The organism is Microlunatus sp. Gsoil 973 (assembly GCF_009707365.1).
Classification (GTDB): domain Bacteria; phylum Actinomycetota; class Actinomycetes; order Propionibacteriales; family Propionibacteriaceae; genus Microlunatus.
In genome coordinates this window covers 3,412,853-3,428,993 of record NZ_CP046122.1, presented here as the reverse complement: position 1 = coordinate 3,428,993, position 16,141 = coordinate 3,412,853, and the positions used below count along the sequence as shown (strand labels likewise).

Sequence of the window (16,141 nt, the reverse complement as noted above, 5' to 3'; positions counted from 1 at the left end):
CCATGGGTCTGGTGGCAGCTGCGATTGTGGTGTTCTCGGTCACGGCGTTCGCGGCCGTGGGTGCGATGACCTGGCTCGGCGTCCGCGATGGTGATCGACTCGGAGACCTCGGCATCGACGTCCGGGTCGAGTCCAGTGAGCAGCCCGGCGCCGCTGTCGCGTTGGTGACGCTCAGCAATCCGGGGGAGCGTCCGGTCGTGACCGCTGTCCGGACCGGCCGTTCGTCGCGGCCGGTGTGGCTGGCCGGCCAACCGACGACCCGCAAGACCATCCTGCGGCCCGTGCAGCCGCCGGAGGATGCAATCGTCGACGTCGTGCCGGAACAGTCCACCCGGCACCTGTCCTTACCGGTTGACCTTGCGGCCACGCGGCCGGTCAGGATCGACGTGCTCGCCTACCAGCAGCCCGGCCGGGTGAGGCTGGTCTCCCATCGGGTCGATCCGGTCTACCTGCTTGCTTCCCAACGACGATCCCCGACCGGGCCGAAGCTGTGGGGAACGGCACATTCCGGGTAACCATCGGCAAAGATGCAAGGATGCTGGACAGGATGTCCAGAAGCCGTCCGAGCCGGGAGATCGTACTGGTCACCGACCGGAGGAAGTCGTTGTTGGGGTGAGGCCGCCTACATGATCAATCTGCAGGAAGCCGTCCTTCGTGGACGGTTGTCCACCTGTCTTGATGTGCCCCGGTGGATCGATTCGATCGTCGAACGGGCGCCCTACGGGTCGTTGGACGAGTTGCTGGACGTTGCGCGGACCGCGGCGGACCCGCTGACCCGGGAGGAGGTCGAGCGCGCGTTGTCCCATCACGCACGGATCGGCACCCGACCCTCCGGCGCCGGCGTCGGCGACGACATCGCCCGACCGGGGTCGGAGCTGCTGAGGGACCTGCGGAAGCGCCTCGACGACAACCCCGAGGAACTGAAGGTCATCGCCGACGAACTGCGGGAGGTCGCGCTGCTGCGCATGGAGCAGAGCTTCACCGAGGACGGCTGACCCTCCCCGGATTGATCATGGTATGAACGGCTCCGCGGCGGCTGGATGCCTGAGGGACGATACGGTCTGATCATGCCCGAGTCCCAGCATCCGTTCGACCGCTCGATCTGGCGTGTGCTGGGCGACCCCCTGGTGCCCGGAGATCCGGCCGGGCCGCTGCACGGTCGGACCGTGGCGGTGAAGGACCTGTACGCCGTCGCGGGACAACGGGTCGGTGCCGGGGTAGCGGCCTGGCTGGCCGAGCAGCAACCGGTGCAGCGCAGCGCGGGCGTGGTCGAGACACTGCTGGCCGCCGGGATCGATATCACGGGAATCACCCGGACCGACCAGTTCGCCTTCAGCATGGCCGGCCGGAACGCCGATTATGGCACGCCACCCAACGGTGCCGCGCCCGGCCGCATACCGGGCGGGTCGTCCAGCGGCTCGGCATCGGCGGTCGCCCTTGGCCAGGTTGATGTTGCGCTGGGCACCGACACCGGCGGCTCGGTGCGCGTGCCGGCGTCCTACCAGGCAATCTTCGGCATCCGCACCACTCATGACCTCGTGGATCGCAGCGGCCTGCTCGATCTGGCACCGAGTTTCGACACGGTCGGCTGGTTCACCCGGGAGGCCGCGCTGCTGTCCACCGTCGGCCGGCTGCTGATCCCCGAGCCGCGGCGGCGCTCGCTGGCGGTCAACCGGGTCTTGATCATTCCCGAGCTGCAGACCTCCGCCGAGCAGGACATCGCCGACACGACAACCCGGGTTGCGGATCGCACCGCCGAACACCTCGGGGTGCCGCTGGAGGAGTGGGACATCGATGCCGGCCGGTTGGACGGCTGGCTGGACGCGTTCCGGACGATCCAGGCGTACGAGGCCTGGCAGATCCGCGGCGAGTGGATCATGGCCCATCCCGGTGCGCTCGAGTCGGAGATCGAGGCGCGCTTCACCGCCGGTCGTGATGGCGCGGCCGAACAGGTCGAGCGGGCTCGTGGGGTGGCCGGGGAGGCGCGGGCGACTGTCCAGGACCTGCTCAGCGATGCCGTGCTGGTCCAGCCGGCAGCGGCCTCGGTGCCGCCGCGAGCGGACGATGCCGACCGGATCACCGGCGTCCGGGCAGGCAACCTCCGGCAGACCTGCCTCGCGGGACTCGGCGGCCTCCCGTCGGTCTCGGTCCCAGGACTGGGGACCGGGCCGCTGCCGTACAACATCTGTTTCGTCGGTGCTCCCGGCACCGACGTGGACCTGGTCGAACTCGCCGAGCGCATGACCTCGGCCTAGCGGGGTGGAAGGGAAGCGCGGGTTCAGGCGGTGCCGGCGACGTGGGCGTCGACGGCGGCGAGCACGTGGTCCACGTGGCCGATCAGTTCGTCGAGTACGGCGGCGTCGGCGATCAGCGGCGGAGACAAGATCAACATCGTCGCACCGCGATCGTCCGGCCGGGTGAGCAGCCCGGATTCGCGCATCGCGGCCGGCATCACCGTGCGGACCAGTTGTTGTGCCTGTGTGGTCGTCAGTGCGGTGCCGGACTCCCGATCCGCAACGAACTCCAGCGCATAGAAGTAGCCGGTGCCGCGGACCTCGGACAGCGTCGGGTGGCTTGCGATCAACCCGTCGAGTCCGGACCGGAAATGATCTTCCAGGGACCGGGCGTTGCCGACAGCGTTCATCTCGATCATGGCGTCGATGTTCGCGATCGCCGCAGCCGTGGCGACCGGATGGCCGCCCCACGTGCTGCCGTGGAAGAACGACCCGCCGTCCGGTGAATCCCACAGCCGCTCGACGAGCGGCGTCCGGATCGCCATGCCACCCAACGGGGCATAGCCCGACGTTGCGGCCTTGGCGAAGGTGATCACATCCGGTACGACGCCGAAGCGTCCTGTGCCGAACCACTCGCCGAGCCGACCGAAACCGCAGATCACCTCGTCCGCGACCAGCAGGATTCCGTTGTCGTCGCAGATCTTCCGCAGTTCCTGCCAGTAGCCGTCCGGCGGCACCAGCGCGCCGCGGGAGTTCTGCACCGGTTCGGCGAAGATCGCCGCAACCTTGTCCCCACCGACCTCGTCGATGATCGACCTCAGCTTGGTGATCGACGGCAGGTCGGCGGCACTGCCACCGGCGGGGACCACCTCGCCGAAGGTGTTGGGGAAGTGCCGGACGTCGGGCATCACCGGCTCGAACGGTTCTTTGTACCAAGGGATTCCGGTCAACGCCAGGGCACCCATCGTGACGCCGTGGTAGGCGAAATCCCGGGCAATGATCACTGTCCGCTCCGGCTGTCCCTGGCTGCGGTGATACTGGCGGGCGAACTTCAACGCCGACTCGACGGCCTCGGAACCGGAGTTGGTGAAGAAGATCCGATCAAGATCACCGGGCGTGAGTTCGGCGATCTTGGCCGCGGCCTCGATCACCGACGGATGCGCAGCGCCCCAGTTCGGCCAATAGGCCAGCTTCTCCATCTGCTTCATGGCGGCGGCAACGATGTCGGTCCGGCCGTGCCCGATGTTGACGCAGAACAGTCCCGACAGCCCGTCGAGATAGCGTCGGCCGCTGTCGTCGTAGACATAGCAGCCCTCGCCGTGGTCGATTACCGGAAGCTCGGGTGATCGCCAGGCCTCGGCCCGGGTGAAGTGCGGTACCAGGTTCCTCCTGGCCAGTGCGCGGATCTCCTCAGGGGTCTGATGGGTCATGTCGCCTCCGGGTAGCACGGTGTACGCCAACCATCATCCGCCCCGCGCTGTCCGGCCGTCCACCGGGTGGCCGTGACGAACCGGGCCGGATAGGGTGCCGGACAACCCCGCACCCGAGGGGCTGAGGGAGGACCGTGACCCGAGAGACGGCAATCGAGGCCGCAACCCGCTATTTCGACACCGGCGGGTTTGCGGATGATCTTGGTCGGCGGGTCAGAATCCCCACCGAGAGCGCCGACCCGTCGAGCCTCGATCTGCAGCTGGCCTACCTCGGGCAGGAGATCATCCCGCAACTGCAACGCCTGGGTTGCCGGTCACGCATCGTGGACAATCCGGTGCAGTCTTGGAGCCCGTTCCTGATCGCCGAACGGCAGGAGGACCCGGCTGGTCCGACGGTGCTCGTCTACGGTCACGGCGACGTGGTCCTCGGACATCCCGAGTTGTGGCGTTCCGATCTCGAACCGTTCCGGATGGTCGTCGACGGCGACCGGTGGTACGGGCGTGGTACCGCGGACAACAAGGGCCAGCACACGATCAACTTCGCCGCCCTGGAGCAGGTACTTGCGGTCCGCGGCCGGCTCGGTTTCAACCTCAAGATCATCCTCGACATGGGTGAGGAGACCGGATCCCCCGGGCTGGAGGAGGTCTGTGCGGAGCTGGCCGACGAGCTCGGCGCCGACCTGCTGATCGGATCCGACGGGTGCCGGGTCGCCGCCGACCTGCCGACGGTCTTCCTGGGCTCCCGCGGGGTGATCAACTTCTCGCTGCACCTGTCGCCGTACGGCAACGGCTATCACTCGGGCAACTGGGGCGGGTTGATCGCCAACCCCGGAACCCGGATCGCCAACGCGGTGGCCAGCCTGGTGGACGCGAACGGTGTGTTGAGGATCGACGGACTGCGCCCGCCGACCATCGAGGAATCGGTCCGGTCGGCCTTGGACGGGGTGACCGTCGATCCCGGCGACGGGCCGGCGGTCGATCCGAACTGGGGCGAGCCGGGTCTGACACCCGCCGAGCGGCTCTATGCCTGGAACACTCTGGAGGTCCTCGCGTTCACCGCCGGGAGTCCGGAGGCGCCGGTCAACGCCATCCCGGCGAGCGCGACCGCCCACTGCCAGCTGCGGTTCGTGGTCGGCACCGACGAGGACCACATCGAAGAGATCCTGCGCCGGCACCTGGACGCGAACGGGTTCACCGATGTCGGGCTGACGGTCGGGCACCGGGTCCGGGCGACCCGGCCGGATCCGCATCATCCGCTGGTCGACTGGGTCGCAGACTCCATTCAACGGTCCGCTGGTGTCGCCCCGGTCCGGCTGCCCAATCTCGGCGGCACCCTGCCCAACGCGGCGTTCGCCCGCACCCTCGGACTGCCGACCATCTGGGTGCCGCACTCCTACCCGGCCTGTGGCCAGCACGCTGCCGACGAACACCTGCTCGGCAGCCTGGCCCGGCAGGGCGCTGCAGCTGATGACCGGACTGTTCTGGGACCTGGCTGACAGACCCGGATCTGAGTGACCCGGCGCGGCGATTTGCTTGTCGGCGATCTGACCGGGTAGACATTTGAGACTGTGTCTGCCTCTACTGACGCCACCGAGCCGGCCCCCGGGGCCTCTGTGGCGACCGCGGACACCGCCGAACCGGTCGCCAGACCCGGGGTCATCAACCGGTTCGTCCGGGCCGGGGCGACCTCTGTGGTGGCGACCGTGTTGTCCCACGGCACCTACATCGGACTGCTGGCAGCCGCGCACTCCTCGGCCACCCTCGCCAGTTCGATCGCCTGGTTCGTCGGCGCGAGCTTCAACTACTTCGTCGGCCGCCGGATCACCTGGGGCCGGACGAACCGGCCGCATCCGATCCGCGAGATGTTGCCGTACATCGCGGTGATTGCCGCCAGCGGCATGCTGTCGATCGGTGTCGCGACTCTCACCGACCACGTGATCCGGCCGATGCAGCTCAGCACAGCCGGCCGGACGATCGTGCTGGAAGCCGCCAACATCGCCAGCTACGGCGTGGTGTTCTTCTTCAAGTTCACGTTGCTGGACCGGCTGGTCTTCCGCCACCGCTGACGGTCGGTCCACTGCTGACGGTCGGTCCTGGCCAGTTTCCGCAGCCGGCGGTTCTCGCTGCTGCCGACCCATTCCCGCGCCCAGGTGGTCAGCATGACCCTGGCGTAGTTGGCGCCGTAGGTGATGCTGCCGCCCTTCTTGGACGCGCCGTTGTTGCGTAGCCGCATGGTCAACGGCACCTCGACCATCCGGGCACCGCGGGCCATCACGCCCAGCAGCAGTTCCGAGGCCTGGTACTGGGGTTCGGTGAGCACCGCGCCTTGCGCCACCTCGGCCCGCATCGCCCGGAACCCGAAGGAGGTGTCGGTGATCTTCGTACGGGTCAGGATGGACGCCAGTGCGGCGAAGACCCGCACGCCGACCCAGCGGACGTTGCTGTCGTACTCCCCGGTCCCGAGCCGACGCGAACCGGTGCTGAAGTCGGCTCGATCGGTGAGGATCGGCTCAATCAACTGCGGCAACTCGTCGATCTCGTACTGTCCGTCGGCGTCGGTGGTGACGACGTAGGTCGCGCCGTGCTCGGCGGCCAGGTGGTAGCCCAATCGCAGCGCACCACCCTGGCCGCGGTTGACCGGGGCGACGCAGACGTACGCCCCGTGCTGGTCGGCGATCTCGGCCGTGTTGTCGACCGACCCGTCGACGACCACCAGGGTGGCGATGGTCAGGCTGCCGCCGTCGGGTGTCGGGCAGGTCGTCGGCATCCGGTCGAGCACCCGGCCGATGCCGCGTTCCTCGTTGTAGGCGGCAATGACCACAACGAGATCGGGGAATTCGACGTCACCGTAGCGATCCTCGAATCCTCGGACCGCCATCGCGTCGACATCGTCGGGGTAGGCCTCCATCGGGCCCCTTTCTCGTGAAATCAAAGCTGTGAATCCGATCGCGCCGGCCAGAGGCAGGAAGACCAGTCCCGGCAGCTGGTAGCGGAAGGAGAACTCGAAACCGGCCGCGCCACCGAGCAGCGCAAGGGCCATGCCCACGGTGAGCAGCGACTCCGACCGCAGTGACTCACCGCCCCGACGGCGGCGCACCACGCCCGCGACGCCGAACAGGCCGGCAATCCCGAGCAGCGTGCCGGGTACGTAGCCATGATGCAGCTGATAGCCGCGCAGGAAGGTGGTCAGCGGGGTGATCACGTGCGGCACCGTGCCGTCGAAGTAGAGCGTCCACTTGTCAGCGTCGGTGGCCTCCCAGCGCGGATAGTCGATCTGGAACTGCCAGCGCTTCAGCGGAGTGTCGCCGGGGTGGTCGACCTTCGACCATTCGAAACCCTTGAGGAAGTCCCGCGTGACGGCGACAATCAGATCCAGCGGCTGATGGCGCAGCACCACCTTGCCGAACTCCGACCGCACGCTGTGCAGCGACTTGCCCGGCGGGAACCCGGGCGGGCGTTCCATCGGATTGTGCGCGTACGCGTCCACGCCGAGACGCTGTCCGAGCGGCTCCTTCGGGCAGACCATCCGTTGGTAGCGGGTCAGCGGAAGTTCGTCACAGTGGGCGATGGTGGCAGCCCGGCCGTACAGCACCGAGCCGGTGGCGCCGCTCAGCCCGAAGTGCCCGGTCGCGACCCGGTAGACGACCAGGTAGCCGCCGAGAACGATCGCGAACCCGGCCAGGCCGGCGGTCAGCCGGGTGAGCATGGTCCGCCACCAGTGCCGGTTGCGCCAGCGGGCACCGACGAACACCAGATACAGCACGAAGGGGACCACCGCGACGATGCCGATGATCCGGATCGGCACGTTGGCCGCGAGGAGCGCTCCGGCGATGGCGGCCTGGTGCCACATCGGCCCCGCGCCGGGCGCGTGCCTGCCGGAGCCTGTCTCGGCGTCGGCGTCGTTCCCGGGACTGCCGGGCCGGCGCAGCCGCCATGCGATCAGCAACCAGACGGCGACGAGCAGGAAGGCATCGGACCAGATCTCGGCCATGATGTTCTGCTCGATCTGCAGCTGGTAGGCGTCCATCAGGATCGGCGTGGTGATCAGCGCGGAGAGCCAGCGGGCAGCGCCGAGGCCCCGGCAGATCTGGTACATGAGGACCGCGATCGCCAGCCCGACGAGATGCTGGACCGCGGCCGTCAGGGCCAGCCCGGCGCCGAAGAACTTGCCGACGAAGATCAGCGGATAGAGGACGATCGTGTAGCCGATCGGATCCAGTCCGTCGACGGCCGGATCGCTCAACATGATGAGATAGCGGAAGCTGTCGATGTAGAGCATCGCCGGCTGGTAGGCCAGCCACGTGATCACGCGCAGCACGGTGCCGATGCCGAGGAACACCACGAAGAGCCAGTTCGCCCGCAACGCCGGCCGCCAGCTGGTCTGCCACCTGGTCCGCAACGTTGCCCGCCGACTGAGTGCTGGTTCGGTCTGCTCGGCCCGCGCCTCGTCCGGCTGCGCTTCCTCCGACGGCCCGGGGATGCGCACAAGAGTTCCCCGGTCTGTCATGCGGACAACCGTATCCGGACCGTGGCCACTGATTCACATTGGCGGCCTGAGCCCTCAGCGTGTCTCCTGGCCCTGGAACCCGGCCGAGTCGCCCGGAAGGTCGGTTGGGCGACATTCGCGGGGCGAATCTTCGGATCGGCGCCCGTTTATTCGATGGTTCTTGCGGTTGAGGCGTCTACTATCTGCGCAGGAGGCGCGGATGACCGACGTGCTGGTGCTGAACGCGAGCTACGAGCCGCTGCAGCGGGTGAGCGTGCGGCATGCCATCGGCATGCTGTACCGGCAGGTCGCCGTCGTCGAGGAGGAGGTCGACGGCTCCCGGTTCGGTCCGTACCCGATGCCTCGGGTCCTCCGCCTGGTTCGGTACGTGGTGATGAAGTGGGTGCATCGCGGTACGCCTCCGTGTACCAAGGTCGGGATCCACGCCCGCGATCGGGTGTGCGCCTACTGCGGCGGCAAGGCGACGACCGTCGACCACGTCATCCCCCGATCCCGGGGCGGTGGCTCGACCTGGACCAATCTGGTCTCCGCCTGCGCTCGGTGCAACGAGCGCAAGGGCAACCGGACGCCGGCCGAGGCCGGCATGAAACTCCGCGTCAAGCCGTACGCTCCCACGTATCTGCAACTGCGGGCCCTGCGCGCTCGCCGCTGAATCCGCCTCTCGCCCAGGCATTCGGGCGATCACCCGCCCGCCCCAATCGGCGGGGCCGCCGGAAGGTCAAACGTTGACCCAGTGGCGGGATTTCGGGCGCCGAACGCGCCGGAGGGTCAAACTTTGAGCTTGCGTACCGGAGCCGGGCGGCCCGTTGGCCCCGTCGGCGGCGGTGACCCGGAAGGTCAAACGTTGATGGTGTGGCGGGATTTCGGGCGCCGAACGCGCCGGAGGGTCAAACTTTGAGCTTGCGTACAGGGGGCGCGTGCGGCGCACCGCTTGCTCGACGGCGCACCACTTGCTCGATCCCGTACCGGCCGCCTGTCCGCGCACCCGATGCAGCCGGTGCGCCGCCGAGCAGGGGTGGCGATGTCGGCCAACTGGGGCGGGAAGCCCAGGAGAGGCCCGGCGCGAACCCGCCGGGACGGTCCGATCGGCTTCGGCCGGGCCAGGTTGAGATAGGTGGTCTCGATCATGGACGGCTCATCGAGCTGGGCAACCGAGTCCGAGTTGCGCGCCCGGGCCCGGACGCTATGCCGAACTCGCCGGCGCCACCGGCTCAGCCGACGAGGTGCTGGATGCCGAGGCTGGTCCCACCGACGATCAACCAGAGCGCACCGCCGAGCAGCAGCGGTCGTGGGCCGGTGCGGCGTAGCGCGGGCAGGTCGGTCGACAGGCCGATGCCCGCCATCGCAACGGCGATGAGGTAGGCCGCCACCGGGGCCAGCCGGTACGCGATCGGTGTCGGGACCACGCCGACCGAACGGGCGACAGCCATCACCAGGAAGCCGACCAGGAAGCCGGGCACCAGTCGTACGATCCGAACGCGGCGCTTGCGCGAGCCGGCGTCGGACGCCGGAGGCGTGCGCCGATTCACCCATGCGCCGAGCGCCAGGCAGATCGGGATGATCATCAACGACCGGACCAACTTGACGACGACGGCGTGCCGCATCGCCTCCGGGCCGTACGCCGATGCCGCCGCGATCACCGACGAGGTGTCGTTGACCGCGGTACCGGCGAACAGGCCGAACGCCTGTTGACTCAACCCGAGCAGGTGGCCGACCAGCGGGAACGTCAGCACCGCGGCGATGTTGAAGACGAACACGGTCGAGATGGCGTACGCGATCGTTGCGTCGGCGGCCACGATCACCGGCGATACCGCGGCGATCGCGGAGGCGCCGCAGACGCCGGTGCCGACGCCGATCAGGGTGCGCAGATCGCCGACCACGCCGAGTGCACGGCCGACCAACCAGGCGCCCAACAGACAGCCGGCCAGCGTGCCGAGCATGACCGGCAGGGAGCTCAGGCCGACGCCGGCGACCTCGCCGATGGACAACTGGCTCCCCAGCAGCACAACCGCAACCTGGAGCAGAGTCTTGCCGGCGAAGCGGACTCCCGGCACGAGGGTGTGGTCAGGGCGCCGCACCAACCTGATGAGGACGCCGAGAAGGATCGCCGGCACGGCACTGCCCAGGACGGGCACCATCGTGCCGATCAACACCGCGACGGCGGCAATCACCCCACAGAGCACCACGCCGGGCAACACGTCCAGCGTTCGGCGCGGCAACGGAGGGGCGATGGCGGTCATGTTGACTCGATGGTCCGTCAGACCCGACCGCCGGAGTAGACCCAACAAGCTTGTCGCGACACAAGCTGGGCTTGTGTCACCGTCGCCGGGTCCGGGTCAGGACGTACGCGCTGGGCGTCGCCCCGTTGTAGCCGAGCAGGCGGTCGCGGATGATCTTGATGCCCCTGGTCCGCGCAACGGCGTCGACGAACAGGCGCTTGTCCTCGGTGAGCAGAACCGCCCGCCCGTTCGGCCGCAGGGTCCGGGCGATCTCCTGCAGGACTGCGGGATAGAGCCGGGTGTTCGCGACGTGGCTGCCGACCCGCTTGCCGAACGGCAGATTCGACACGATGCGATCCAGACTGCCGTCGGGATGCGGGAACGGGATCGCATCCGCGTGCCGCAGTTCGGCATCGAGCTGATGATCGTGCAGGTTCTGCCGGGCCATCGCCAGACCGGGCGGGTCGATGTCGGAGCCGCTGAGCCGTACGGATCGAGCGGCGGCGTCGGCGGCGATCAGCAGGGTCGCCGTGCCGCAGAAGGGATCATGCACCTGCTGGTTGTCGGTGATCTTTGCCATGCGCACCAGCACTGCGGCCAGCACCGGGTTGGTCGACCACGGCCGGCGTGCCAGTCTGCCGAACCGCCGGGAGCTGTGCAGATATCCGACCTCGGCCAACCACGTTCCGTGATGTTGGGTGAGGTTGACGTCCCAGCCGGCCGGTCGATTGGTCCAGGGCGTACGGCCCTCGACGGCGTCGATCACCTGCCGACGCCGGGCAGTATCCGGGTGTCCGACCCGGAAACCGATGGAGTTCGTGGACGCCAGCGGGACCAGGACCCCGCTGCGTATCGAGCGGTGCAGTGCGTCAAGGTCCGGGAGCGCGTCGACGCCGAGTTGGACCGCCGCGCTGCGGTACGTGCGGACGGCCCAGAGGTCACCTAGATCACCGGCGATTCGGCACCAAACGGCATCACCATCGGTCCGCAGTATGTGGGACCCGACGTGTTGCAGGTCGTCGGCCAGCAGATCGGCCGCGCCGACGATCGTGGTCAGCACGAGGTCGTCGACGACGTGGTGGACGGGGATGACGAATTCGGCGAGCCGGGTCGCCGCGTGATGGGTGGTGATGATGTGCCCCTGAGCTTGTTCCGAACGGACGGGAACGAAGCCGGCGCGCCGAAGCAGCCGCAACGATCACGCTGCGGCCGGGTCGTACGCGCTCAGGACTGCATCATCACCTCCACCCTATCGCCGGCAGGAGTGGATGATCTGCGGCAGGGACGTCCCTGCCACAGATCATCCGATCGCGGCCGTCGGCCACAGCTAGTCCGAGTGGCTGCCGACGCCGTACGGCTCGAGCCAGTGATAGCTGCGTTCGGACGAACCGGTCCGCCAGTCCCGCGGGCTGGTTGAGGTCAGCCAGTCGAGCGGCTCGATCCCGCCGGGCTCCCCGCCGTCCAGAGCGATCCGTACAGCCGCCTTCAGATCCGCATCGATCGCCGGGGTGCGTTGACCGGGGTCGACGGACACGAACAGTGCGGTGCCGGACCGCGCGACCAGATCCAGGAATTCCCGGTTCCGCCGCCATGGCGTCGCCGCGGTGACCGGCACGCAGTCCGCGTCGATGACGAAGAACCGTCGATGCTGGGCCAGCCGGAAGGCCAGCGTGTTGACGCCCATCTGCCGGGTGCGTTCCCAGGCACGGCCGGACGTGTCGTCCCCGGTGCGCTGGGCATGCACCAGCCCGGCGGCGAGATGCCCGACCACGTTGCAGCCCAGGATCATGGCGTCGCCGGCGTGCTGCCGGATGGTCCGATAGAGGCCGAGCAGGATCTCGGCGTTGGTCAGCGAACGGTCCGCAGGCGCCCAGCCCGGCTCGGTCAGTCGCGGACCCATCTGGAACCCCCACCGGGCGAAGTGGTCGAAGGTGGAGAAGTCGTGCTTGATCAACTCGAATCCCCAACCAGTCAGCCGGGCGATGTCGGCACCGATCTGCTCCAGGTTCTCGGGTCGGCTGAGATCCAGCGGCTCTTCCTTGGCCGGCCTGGGACCGCGGCGTAGCCGGGTCGGATCGTCGACGGTGGTCAATGCCGCGGGGCGGATCCAGATGCCCGGTCGGGCGCCCTCGGCCCGGATCCCGGACGCCAATCCGGGCATGTCATCGAACAATCCGGGGATGCCTTCGGTCCAGGGTCCGCCCGGTGCACCGCCGCCGACGCTCCAGCCGGCGTCGACGACGCTGAATGGCCGGACCGGATGCCCGTCGGCCAGCTCGACGATGGTCCGGGCATCCGTGAGAACCTCCGCAGGGCCGAAGTCGGCGCCGTACGCGTAGTACCAGTTGTTGGCGCCGACCAGCGGACCGTCGGGGAGCAAGGGGTCGTCGCACATGGCCCGACAGAGCGCGGCCTGGGACTCGTACGCCGATGACGTCTGCTTGACCTCCACGATCGTCGCGGCCTCGATCCGCCGATCTCCGAGTTCAACAGGTACGCCGCCGCTGCTGACATCCAGCCACAGGGTTGTTCCGTCCTCGTCCACCGACCAGGAACAGAAGGCCGCCGGCCGGACCCGTACGCCCATGCCGACCGTCTCGCCGCTGGCTGGATCGTGACCGAGCCAGTACCACGGCAACACTCGTTCCGGCTGCCTGTGCCGCCACTGCAGGTCGCCGTACGACCGCTCCCAGGCGTCACCGAGGATCAGCGCCGAGTCCGGTTGCGGGTTGCGCCACCGCAGCGCGACCGTCACCAGCGGTGTCCCGCGCGATTCGATCGACACAGCCAGTCCCTCCGGCCGTGCGGTCAGCTCGATCCGGGTCGCTCCCGCAGCGAAACCGTCCGGTACAGGCGTCGCCGACTCCGGCGCGCCGGCGTAATCGCGTACGACGAAGGCGGCATCGGGAAGCGCGACGTCGATGGTTGTGGTCTGGAAGTTGTCGGGCACGGATCAAGTCGATCACGGCCGTGCCACGGGCCCGCGGGCCGGTCCACGCCCGGCCCGGTCTGCCCGGAGCAGAATGCCGCCGGGATCGGGAGAAAACCTGATGTCGGGGAATACCCCGGCGCTCTAGAGTTGCTGACATTGCTGCGGTCGGCGTTGACCGTTCTAGGCCAGCGGCCCGGGGGACAGGCTAGAAGCTGTTGGTCAATCTCATTGGCGACAGTTGTCGATATCCAGCGAACCGGATCGACCAATGGTCGTGAAAACTCTTCAGCTTGAGGATCGCGACGCACGGAAAGGTCACCAAACCGTGACAATCCCTGACACTGCGCCGATGCCGGCGACCCAGAAGATGTCCACGCGCGACCGTACGGTGATCGGCATCCTGCTGATCGCAGCGTTCGTGGTCATCTTCAACGAGACGGTGATGAGTGTCGCGCTGCCGCGGTTGATGGCAGATCTTGACATCTCGGCCAGCACCGGTCAGTGGCTCACCACCGCGTTCATGCTCACCATGGCGGTGCTGATCCCGACCACCGGATTCGTGCTGCAGCGGCTGACCACACGCACCGTTTTCATCATGGCGATGGGCCTGTTCAGCACCGGCACCCTGTTGGCCGGGCTGGCGCCCGGGTTCCCGGTGTTGCTGCTCGCCCGGATCGTCCAGGCCTCAGGCACCTCGGTGATGATCCCGCTACTGATGACTACCGTGCTGAACCTGGTGCCGCCTCAGCGCCGGGGTTCGTTCATGGGCACCGTCAGCATCGTGATCGCCGTCGCCCCCGCCATCGGCCCGACCATCTCCGGCCTGATCCTGCAGTACCTGTCGTGGCGGTTCATGTTCTTCATCGTGCTACCGATCGCGCTCACCGCACTGGTCATCGGCGCGCTGCGCCTGGTCAACGTCGGTGAGGAGGACAATCACCCGATCGATCTGGTCTCGGTCGCGCTGACCATCCCGGCGTTCGGCCTGTTCGTGTACGGCCTGAACCAGTTCGGCCAGGCCGGAGCCGGCAAGGTCCCGGTGACCGGGATCGCGTCGCTGCTGATCGGCATCGTCTTCCTGGCGATCTTCAGCACCCGCCAGTTGCGCCTGCAGCGGGCCGGCAACCCGCTCCTGGATCTGCGCGTCTTCAGCTTCACGGCGTTCCGGCAGAGCCTGGTCATCACCCTGCTGGCGATGGTCTCGTTGTTCGGCATGATCCTGGTGCTGCCGCTGTACCTGCAACAGGTCCGCGGGCTCGACACACTGACCACCGGCCTGGTCCTGCTGCCGGGTGGCGTGGTGATGGCGATCCTGTCGCCGATCACCGGGCGGCTCTACGACCGGTACGGTCCGCGCGGCCTGATGCTGAGCGGAACCGGACTGCTCGCCGTCATGTTGTCGACGATGATCTTCACCACGACCCATTCCCCGGTCTGGCTGCTGGCCGCCCAGTACGCGGTCATGATCGGCGCCGGTATGGGTCTGCTGATGACGCCGGCCATGACCAACGGGCTGAACCCGCTGCCGCCGCACCTCTACTCCCACGGGAGTGCAACGCTGATGACCCTGCAGCAGGTCGCCGGCGCGGCCGGCACCGCCCTGCTGATCGCGTTGCTGTCGCTGCGGGCAGGCATGCTGGTCAGGGCCGGCGCCACCCCGCTGCAGGCGCAGCTCGGCGGCTTCCACCTGGCCTTCGGGGCGGCGGCGGTCGCTGCGGTGGGCGCGTTCACCCTGTCGCTGTTCGTGACCCGGGCAGTTCCGGCCGATCCCGCTCTCGGCGCGCACGGCGAGGTCAAGCCCGAGCCGGTGCCGGTCCGCGAGGGCTGAGCAGTCCGGCCGCGACCAGCAGGTCGCGGATCCGGGCAGTCTCGGAGTCGTCGAGCCTGCTCAACGGTTCGGCCACCGCGGCGGAGTCGATGACGCCCATCATCACCAGGGCGGACTTGATCCCACCCGTGGTGGCCGAACTGTCGCTGATCCGGCCGCGATCGCCGACATCGAAGACCGCCATCAGATCCAGGATCTTGGCCTGGGCAGCGGCGGCGGCCTTGAGGTCGCCGCCGCTAACCACGTCGAGGATCGTCACGAACGGTGACACGGTCAGGTTCCCCAGCCCGGGGATGATGCCGTCAACGCCGAGCGCCGTGGCAACGTCGGCGGTCGGCTCCGCACCGGTGAGGATCGTGAATCCTGTGATGCCGTGGTTCTCCCGCTCGGTCAGCAGCCCGCGGAGGCCGGGCAGATCGCCGCTGGAGTCCTTGACCGCGGCGATCACGCCGTCGGCTGCCAGTCCGATCACCACCTGGGCGCCGAGTTTGCTGTGCACCCGCGGAGGAATGTCGTACGCCACCAACGGAACGGGTCCGGCGACCTCCGCCAGCCGACGGTAGTGCCGGTCGACCTCGGCGGCATGTGTGGCGACGTAGAACGGTGCTGCGGCGACGACCGCATCGGCGCCGGCGGCCACCGCCCCGGGGATCAGCTCGGCGGTCTGGGCCGTACTCGGCGCCAGTACGCCCGCCAGCAGTTGCCCGCGGCCGTCGAGATGGTCGGCGGCGAGTTCGATCACCCGGGTGCGCTGGGCGGCGGTGAACGAGGTCCCTTCGCCGGTGCTCCCGAGCACGAAGACTCCGCGTGCGCCTTCGGCGAGGACGTGATCGATCAGTCGGCGAAGTGATCCGCTGTCGACGTCGCCACCGTCGGTCAACGGCGTGACGATCGGCGGGATCACCCCGGTGATCGGCTGTGCCACGGTGTCTCCTCCGCTGACTGTGTCCTGTTCCTGGCTCACCTCGAGCCCATCCGCGAAAGATATTGC

13 protein-coding genes are annotated in these 16,141 nt (G+C 68.4%); 7 read left to right on the top strand and 6 right to left on the bottom strand.

Annotation, left to right across the window (positions count from 1 at the left end; translation table 11 throughout):
* The first annotated feature begins 11 nt into the window (after positions 1-11).
* The 3 genes from GJV80_RS16170 to GJV80_RS16160 all read left to right on the top strand — a co-directional run bounded on the left by GJV80_RS16170 (position 12) and on the right by GJV80_RS16160 (position 2,255).
* Positions 12-515, top strand: a complete 504-nt coding sequence (locus tag GJV80_RS16170) for a hypothetical protein (RefSeq protein WP_154688781.1) — start codon at positions 12-14, stop codon at positions 513-515.
* Positions 516-626: 111 nt separating this feature from the next.
* Positions 627-995: a 2-oxo-4-hydroxy-4-carboxy-5-ureidoimidazoline decarboxylase gene (locus tag GJV80_RS16165; protein ID WP_154688780.1), complete on the top strand. Its 369-nt coding sequence runs from the start codon at positions 627-629 to the stop codon at positions 993-995.
* 72 nt (positions 996-1,067) lie between these two features.
* On the top strand, positions 1,068-2,255 hold the full coding sequence (locus GJV80_RS16160; protein WP_230207755.1) for an amidase family protein: 1,188 nt from the start codon (positions 1,068-1,070) through the stop codon (positions 2,253-2,255).
* 23 nt (positions 2,256-2,278) lie between these two features.
* On the opposite strand, the gene GJV80_RS16155 is transcribed toward GJV80_RS16160, so the two are convergent.
* A complete protein-coding gene (locus tag GJV80_RS16155; protein WP_154688779.1) occupies positions 2,279-3,664 on the bottom strand; it encodes an aspartate aminotransferase family protein in 1,386 nt (461 codons plus the stop codon).
* A gap of 134 nt (positions 3,665-3,798) precedes the next feature.
* Here GJV80_RS16155 and GJV80_RS16150 point away from each other — a divergent pair, with 134 nt between their 5' ends.
* Together GJV80_RS16150 and GJV80_RS16145 are read left to right on the top strand one after the other, a co-directional pair.
* The gene (locus GJV80_RS16150) at positions 3,799-5,160 is read left to right on the top strand and encodes a M20 family metallopeptidase (protein WP_230207754.1); all 1,362 of its coding nucleotides are present in this window, start codon (positions 3,799-3,801) and stop codon (positions 5,158-5,160) included.
* A 72-nt stretch (positions 5,161-5,232) separates the two neighbouring features.
* On the top strand, positions 5,233-5,730 hold the full coding sequence (locus GJV80_RS16145) for a GtrA family protein (RefSeq protein ID WP_154688778.1): 498 nt from the start codon (positions 5,233-5,235) through the stop codon (positions 5,728-5,730).
* On the opposite strand, the gene GJV80_RS16140 is transcribed toward GJV80_RS16145, so the two are convergent.
* A complete protein-coding gene (locus GJV80_RS16140; protein WP_154688777.1) occupies positions 5,667-8,171 on the bottom strand; it encodes a glycosyltransferase family 2 protein in 2,505 nt (834 codons plus the stop codon). The two genes, GJV80_RS16145 and GJV80_RS16140, sit on opposite strands and share 64 nt — an antisense overlap.
* A gap of 199 nt (positions 8,172-8,370) precedes the next feature.
* Between GJV80_RS16140 and GJV80_RS16135 the strand changes: the two genes are divergently transcribed.
* On the top strand, positions 8,371-8,823 hold the full coding sequence (locus GJV80_RS16135) for an HNH endonuclease (RefSeq protein ID WP_154688776.1): 453 nt from the start codon (positions 8,371-8,373) through the stop codon (positions 8,821-8,823).
* Between the two features lie 559 nt (positions 8,824-9,382).
* Here the strand turns inward: GJV80_RS16135 and GJV80_RS16130 are convergent.
* The 3 genes from GJV80_RS16130 to GJV80_RS16120 form a co-directional block, all read right to left on the bottom strand.
* Entirely contained in the window at positions 9,383-10,411 is a 1,029-nt protein-coding gene (locus GJV80_RS16130; protein ID WP_154688775.1) for a YeiH family protein, read from the bottom strand.
* A 76-nt stretch (positions 10,412-10,487) separates the two neighbouring features.
* Positions 10,488-11,585 (bottom strand): TRM11 family methyltransferase, encoded by a 1,098-nt coding sequence (locus tag GJV80_RS16125; RefSeq protein WP_154688774.1) that lies wholly within the window; start codon positions 11,583-11,585, stop codon positions 10,488-10,490.
* Between the two features lie 132 nt (positions 11,586-11,717).
* Positions 11,718-13,340 (bottom strand): hypothetical protein, encoded by a 1,623-nt coding sequence (locus tag GJV80_RS16120; protein WP_154688773.1) that lies wholly within the window; start codon positions 13,338-13,340, stop codon positions 11,718-11,720.
* Positions 13,341-13,671: 331 nt separating this feature from the next.
* On the opposite strand from GJV80_RS16120, the gene GJV80_RS16115 reads away from it, so the two are divergent.
* Positions 13,672-15,150 carry an MDR family MFS transporter gene (locus GJV80_RS16115; protein ID WP_195908968.1) on the top strand — a complete coding sequence of 493 codons (1,479 nt, stop codon included), beginning with the start codon at positions 13,672-13,674 and terminating at the stop codon, positions 15,148-15,150.
* On the opposite strand, the gene GJV80_RS16110 is transcribed toward GJV80_RS16115, so the two are convergent.
* Positions 15,116-16,075, bottom strand: a complete 960-nt coding sequence (locus GJV80_RS16110; RefSeq protein ID WP_195908967.1) for a dihydrodipicolinate synthase family protein — start codon at positions 16,073-16,075, stop codon at positions 15,116-15,118. The genes GJV80_RS16115 and GJV80_RS16110 overlap by 35 nt on opposite strands.
* Positions 16,076-16,141: the final 66 nt, after the last annotated feature.

Bases quoted from the DNA above. Each gene is read 5' to 3' on its own strand.
- GJV80_RS16160 (WP_230207755.1), top strand. From the start codon at position 1,068: ATGCCCGAGTCCCAGCATCCGTTCGACCGCTCGATCTGGCGTGTGCTG.
- GJV80_RS16135 (WP_154688776.1), top strand. From the start codon at position 8,371: ATGACCGACGTGCTGGTGCTGAACGCGAGCTACGAGCCGCTGCAGCGG.
- GJV80_RS16115 (WP_195908968.1), top strand. From the start codon at position 13,672: ATGCCGGCGACCCAGAAGATGTCCACGCGCGACCGTACGGTGATCGGC.
- GJV80_RS16155 (WP_154688779.1), bottom strand. From the start codon at position 3,664: ATGACCCATCAGACCCCTGAGGAGATCCGCGCACTGGCCAGGAGGAAC.
- GJV80_RS16165 (WP_154688780.1), top strand. From the start codon at position 627: ATGATCAATCTGCAGGAAGCCGTCCTTCGTGGACGGTTGTCCACCTGT.
- GJV80_RS16130 (WP_154688775.1), bottom strand. From the start codon at position 10,411: ATGACCGCCATCGCCCCTCCGTTGCCGCGCCGAACGCTGGACGTGTTG.
- GJV80_RS16140 (WP_154688777.1), bottom strand. From the start codon at position 8,171: ATGACAGACCGGGGAACTCTTGTGCGCATCCCCGGGCCGTCGGAGGAA.